The sequence below is a fragment of the Okeania sp. genome, assembly GCF_035285525.1.
In the GTDB taxonomy this organism is placed as follows: domain Bacteria; phylum Cyanobacteriota; class Cyanobacteriia; order Cyanobacteriales; family Microcoleaceae; genus Trichodesmium.
Map to the genome: position 1 here is coordinate 1 of NZ_JAYKGW010000045.1, position 6,212 is coordinate 6,212.

The following is a 6,212-nucleotide window of genomic DNA, read 5'->3' on the forward strand; positions in this document are numbered from 1 at the left end:
AATTTTAGATTATTTTGGTGAAGTATTGCAGCCAGAATTAACTTTAGCTGATGCAATTAAACAAGGTGCTTTAGCTCGTTATCTTTATTATCCAGTTTTAGTAGAATTGACTGAAGAGGAAAGTCGAAATTATGCAAAACTTACCTCTAAAATTGGTTGGGCATTATTATTATCAGAAAAAGAAAATGTAGAAATAGAAAAAGAAGATTTAAAAGCTTTATTGATGCAGCGTTCCCGATTAATTGCTTCAGCAGCAAATAAATTAACAGCATTAAGAAAATTAATGGCAAGTCGTTTACAAACAACTCATACTTTATTTTATTGTGGAGATGGTTCGGTAGAAACAGAAAATATTTCAAATTTACGACAAATGGAAGCGGTGGTAAAAATATTAGGTTCAGAATTAGGTTATAGAGTTAATAGTTATATTGCGGAAACTCCGATTAAAAAAAGAGAGAAATTAAGACAACAATTTGAAAGTGGAGAGTTACAAGGTTTAGTAGCAATTAATTGTTTAGATGAAGGGGTAGATATACCTGTAATTAAAAATGCAGTTATCTTAGCAAGTAGTCGAAATCCTCGACAGTTTATTCAGAGAAGAGGTAGAATTTTACGACCTCATCCCAATAAGGAAAGAGCAACTTTATTTGATATGATTGTTTTGCCTCCAGATCTGGGTAGAAGTAGTTTAGAGGTAGAACGAAATTTGCTGAGAAAAGAGTTAAAAAGGTTCTTAGAATTTGCCGATTTAGCAGATAATGCTGGAGAAGCTAGAGTTAAGTTATTAAACATTCAAAAAAGGTATGGATTATTAGATATTTGATAATATACAATATTAGAATAAAATTCATTAAGCTAATTGTTAACAATGAAAGGAGAATAAAAAAAATATGTCTCTAGAATTACCAGAAGCAAATCCTAAAAACTTGTTAGATATTATTAAATATGCTGTGGAAGGAACAGTTGTTATTCCTGATTTTCAAAGATCTTTTGTTTGGAAAAAAGATGATATTCAAGATTTATTAACTTCTTTATTGCAGGGTTATTTTATCGGAATATTTTTGATGTTAGATACCTCTAGTAAAAACCCAATGTTTCCTTTTAGATTTGTGGAGGGAATAACAGATAAACCTAATGCTACAGACAATGTAAGGTTAGTTCTTGATGGTCAGCAACGCATTACTTCTCTATATTATGCACTTTATGAACCTAATCAACCTCTAAAAGGGGCTAAAAATCCTTATCGTTTTTATTTACGTTTAGAGTCAGTTTTAGATAATGATTTAGAAAGTGCAGTGATAGGTATATCTGAACGGGATAGCCGTAGAAGAAAAGAATATGATGAATTAGTAAAACAACACAAAGCCTTACCTTTTTCTCTATTGCGAGATTCTAATAGTTTTAATAAGTGGCTGTATCGAGAACAAGATATTTGGGAGGATAAACAACAAGAATTATTGATAAATATCCATGAAAGGCTCCATAAATTTATGGTTCCTGTTATTTCCTTATCTCCTGAAACAAGAGAAGAAGATATTGTCAATATTTTTGAGCGAATTAATCGTACTGGTGCTAGTCTTTCTCTTTTTGATTTGGCTGTAGCAAATATTTATAAAAAGGGAGTAAATTTACGAGATTTATGGCAGAAAGCTCAAAATAATTATCAGGAAGTTACAGATTTAATTAAACCAGAATTTTTACTGAGACTAATTGCTTTGGGGCAAGCCATAGAACCAAAAAAAGGTAACTTATTAAAAATGACAAGATACATAGAAGGAGAATTATTTAAAAAGTTATGGCATGAAGCAGTTAAGTCAATAGTAACAGCTTATCAAAGATTAATTAATGTGTATGGAGCCTTTGATTCTAAGTGGATTCCTTATACTACTTTAATTGTTCCTTTGGCTGCTTTATTAAATAAAATAAATCGAATTTCTGCTGGTGCTGAAGCTTATCAAAAGTTAGATTGTTTTTATTGGGGATGTATTTTAGGTCAGCGTTATGACAATGCTGTAGATAGCAAAATTCATTATGATTTTCAAAATGTTAGTGGATGGATAGATAATCAGGGAAATGCACCAGAATGGTTGCAAAAATTATCTGTTCAAAGTTTTGATTTAAAGACTGAGGAAAGTTATACAACTTTATATAGAGGATTAATGGGATTAATTGCTTGTGAAGGTTCTAAAGATTTTTTAACAGGGCAACCTGCAGAAATTAATAAATGTCAAGATGACCATATTTTTCCTAAGTCTAGGTATAGTGAAAAATATGATAATTTAGTTGATAGTATTCTGAATCGAACTTTAATTTCTCAAGCAACTAATAGATGTAAAAGTAATAAACTTCCGGCGGATTTTTTAGATGATTGTTTGGCTAAACATGGTGGTAATAAAGAGCAGCTTTTAGAAACTTTAGCTAGTCATTTTATTGATGAGGATGGGTATGCAGCAATGCAAAATAATGATTTTATTCGTTTTATAAATTCTCGTCAGAAAGTTATGCAAAAAAAATTACAAGAAATTGTATCTTTAGCTGAACCTATTGAGGAGTTAGAAGTTGTTTTTGAAGATGAGGTGACATATTGGTTAACTCCAGTTGCTGCTACTGAGGAACGTTCTGCTTCTGAGCAAATTAAGTTTTTGGTTGGTGAAGAAAAGATTTATGCTTTTGGAGATAAAACTCCTGGTAGAAAAAGTCTTAAGTCTGGGGATAATATTTGTTTTTATGCTGCTGCTAAGGGTATTGTTGCTCATGCTTTAGTTAAAACTAAACCAGAAAAGTCGGCTCATCCTAAAATTTTTAATTCTGATAGGTATCCTTGGGTTTTTGAGTTAGAAAAACCTTGTTTATATTTGGATAATCCTGTAGTTTTAGATGAAGATTTAAGGAATAAGTTAGATGCTTTTTTAGGGCGTAGCGATCGTTCTAATTGGTCATGGTTTGTTCAGGTTACTAGAAAAATTTCTGCCAATGATTTTGTAGTTTTGACTAGAGATTTTTATAAGGTATAAAATTATCAATATAAGTCAGAAAAAAATTACATGATAATTAACACCAAAAATCTATGCCTAATATCATAATTAACCTACCCGATGAAATATTTTATTCTTCATAGCTAGGTTGTGAAAAATAAATAATAAACTTTTTTTACCAGAGAGCGATCGCTAATAATTCTTTATCAATAAATACCTATATTTTGATCTAAAAATTACTTAAAAAATATCAAAAATGACAGTTTAAATAAAACTCAATTCACTATAAAATATTGTCGAACCAGATTCAGTGTATTTCAGAAAGCTATCTCTATCATTTTTTTCTTTTTTTCCAAGTTTACTCCTTCTTCCTTTTTCCTTCTTCCTTCTTACTTCTTACTTAAATAAAAATGACTTTAAAATATTCAGATAAAGTAATCAAAGAAATATCAACTATTTTTGCTGAAAAGCATTCTAAATATAATCCTAAAACTCAAAATAAACTCAATAATATTCAAGAGCCAATTACGACGGCTCCCCCAGAAGTAAAAAAAATTATTGCGCGAGTTTTACAATTAGAAAAAGACAGACTTTATAAAAAAACTCCTAGAATTAATGATGATATTATCAAAATTATTAAAGAAGCAATTCAATGAAATTAATTTTAATTATTTTGTGTAATTTTCGACAATTTTACGGCAAAAGTCGAGAAATAGTTTTAGCATCAGGGAAATAGAGTTTTCTTACTTCTTACTTCTTCCTTTTCCCTTAAATCAAGAAGCAATTCAATGAAATTAATTTCAATTATTTTGTGTAATTTCTGGCAGTTTTATGGCAAAATATTACAAATAGTTTTGAAATCAGGGAAATAAAGTTTTCTTCCTTCTTCCTTAAATCAAGAAGCAATTCAATGAAATTAATTTCAATTATTTTGTGTAATTTTCGGCAGTTTTATGGCAAAACTCCAGAAATAATCTTGGCATTGGGAAAATAGAGTTTTCTTAACTTCTTCCTTCTTCCTTCTTCCTTCTTCCTTCTTCCTTAAATAAAGAAGCATTTCAATGAAACTAATTTCAATTATTTTGTGTAATTTTCGGCAGTTTTATGGCAAAATATTACAAATAGTTTTGAAATTAGGGAAATAAAATTTTCCTCCTTCTTCCTTCTTCCTTCTTCCTTCTTCCTTCTTCCTTAAATTAAGAAGTAGTTCAATGAAATTAATTTCAATTATTTTGTGTAATTTTCGTCAGTTTTATGGCAAAACTCCAGAAATAATTTTGGCATCAGGTAAACAAAATACAACAATTATTCATGGTAACAATGGTGCAGGTAAAACCACGATAATGAATGCTTTTACTTGGGTACTTTATGAAAAATTTAGTGCTGCTTTTGCAGCAGAAACTCAATTAGTAAATAAACGAGCAATTACAGAAGCAAAACCAGGTCAAGCTATAGCTTGTTGGGTAGAAATTATGTTTGAACATGATAATAAACGTTATCAAATTAAACGTTTATGTCGAGCTTATAGAAACGAAAAAAATCGAATTGAACATGGTAAAAGTGAGCTATATATGCAAATAGCTGGAGATGATGGACGTTGGTCTCCACCACCGGAACATCCTGATGATATTGTTGGGAGAATTTTGCCAGAAAGTTTACATAGATATTTCTTTTTTGATGGGGAAAGAATTGAGTATATTTTTAGGGATAACCAGAAAAGTGAAATTGCTGAAGCTACTAAAGAATTATTGGGAATTGAAGTATTAAATCGTTCTGTTAGACATTTAGGAGAAGCTAAAAAGTCTCTGGAAACTGATTTAAGATTGATTGGTAATCCTGAGACTAAAAAGTTATTGAAGGAAAAAAGTCAAGTTGAAAAGGAAATTGATAAATTATCAAAACGCCAAAAAGAAATAGACAAAGAATTACAACATTATCGGGAATTTAAACGAGAAATTAGTAGTCGTTTATTGGATTTTAAAGGTGCAGAAGGTTTGCCTCAACAAAGAGATCAATTAAAAGTTCAGATTGGAGCAATTAGAGAACAAATAGTACAAGCAAATCAGGTTTTGAAAAGAGCTATATCAACTCGTGGTTATATGGTATTTTTATCAGAATCAATAGCAGAATTTCGAGAATTATTTGGTTATTTAAAAGAAAAAGGGGAGTTACTTACTGGAATTAATCGGCAGTTTATTCAACAGTTATTAGAGGCACAACTTTGTATTTGTGGAACTGAATTAACTAAAGATTCGACTGGGAGAAAATTAGTAGAAAAATGGATGGAAAAAGTAGAGATTGCTGATGTTGAAGAAACTGCTATTAAAATGACTGTACAAATGGATGAAGTTGAGAAACAAGTAGTAGATTTTTGGGAGGAAGTTGATAGACAACAGGGAAATATAGAACAATTACGTTCTCAACTTTCCGGGATTGAAAATCAATTAGACATCGTTCAAAAAAAATTACGCAGTTATCCTAATGAGGATATTCAGAAGTTACAAAAAAGGTTAGATGAAATTGAAGTTAAGGTGGGAGATTTAAACCGGGAAACTGGTTCAAATAATTTACAGTTAGAAACTTTTAATCAACAAATTAAGGTTTTAGAGAAACAACTAGATCGCCAAAAAATGAATGAGGTAAAACAAGTTTTATGTCAAAGACGAATTGCTGCTACTCAAGATGCTATTCAGAGATTAAACGAAGTTAAGTTACGTTTAGAAAAACAGTTTAGAGTTTCTTTGGAAAAACGGATACAAGAATTATTTTCGGAAATTTCTTTTACTCCTTATATTCCTCAACTTAATGAAAATTATGAGTTAACTTTAGTGGAAAATACTGGTGGTAAAAATTCTTTGGTTGCTGCTTCTACAGGAGAAAATCAAATTCTTAGTTTGGCGTTTATTGGTAGTATTATTGACCAGGTGAGAGAATGGAGTCAAAAAAATACTTTAATGGGTCCTGATAGTAGCACTTTTCCGATTGTTATGGATTCTCCTTTTGGCAGTTTAGATGAAATTTATCGACGACAAATTGCTAAAAAAATTCCTCGATTAGCAAATCAATTAATTGTATTAGTAACTAAGACTCAATGGCGTGGTGAAGTTGCGGAAGAAATGGCTGATTATATTGGTAGAGAATATGTTCTTTCTTATAATTCTCCAAAACCAGATTGTGAGGAAGATGCTATTGAGTTAGATGGTAAATCTTATGCTTTGGTAAAACGTAGTCCGAATG

4 protein-coding genes are annotated in these 6,212 nt (G+C 30.5%); all 4 read left to right on the top strand.

The annotated features are described in order from the left end of the window. Nucleotides 1-823: helicase-related protein (locus tag VKJ25_RS05040; RefSeq protein ID WP_324235531.1), on the top strand; the 823-nt coding region annotated here is incomplete at its 5' end. Nucleotides 824-890: 67 nt separating this feature from the next. Then, nucleotides 891-3,014 (top strand): GmrSD restriction endonuclease domain-containing protein, encoded by a 2,124-nt coding sequence (locus tag VKJ25_RS05045; RefSeq protein WP_324235532.1) that lies wholly within the window; start codon nt 891-893, stop codon nt 3,012-3,014. Nucleotides 3,015-3,385: 371 nt separating this feature from the next. Next, nucleotides 3,386-3,631 (top strand): hypothetical protein, encoded by a 246-nt coding sequence (locus VKJ25_RS05050; RefSeq protein ID WP_324235533.1) that lies wholly within the window; start codon nt 3,386-3,388, stop codon nt 3,629-3,631. 555 nt (nt 3,632-4,186) lie between these two features. Further along, on the top strand, nt 4,187-6,212 hold a 2,026-nt coding region (locus VKJ25_RS05055), incomplete at its 3' end, for an AAA family ATPase (protein WP_324235534.1).

Coding starts and splice junctions, on each gene's coding strand:
- VKJ25_RS05050 (WP_324235533.1), top strand. CDS start 3,386: ATGACTTTAAAATATTCAGATAAAGTAATCAAAGAAATATCAACTATT.
- VKJ25_RS05045 (WP_324235532.1), top strand. CDS start 891: ATGTCTCTAGAATTACCAGAAGCAAATCCTAAAAACTTGTTAGATATT.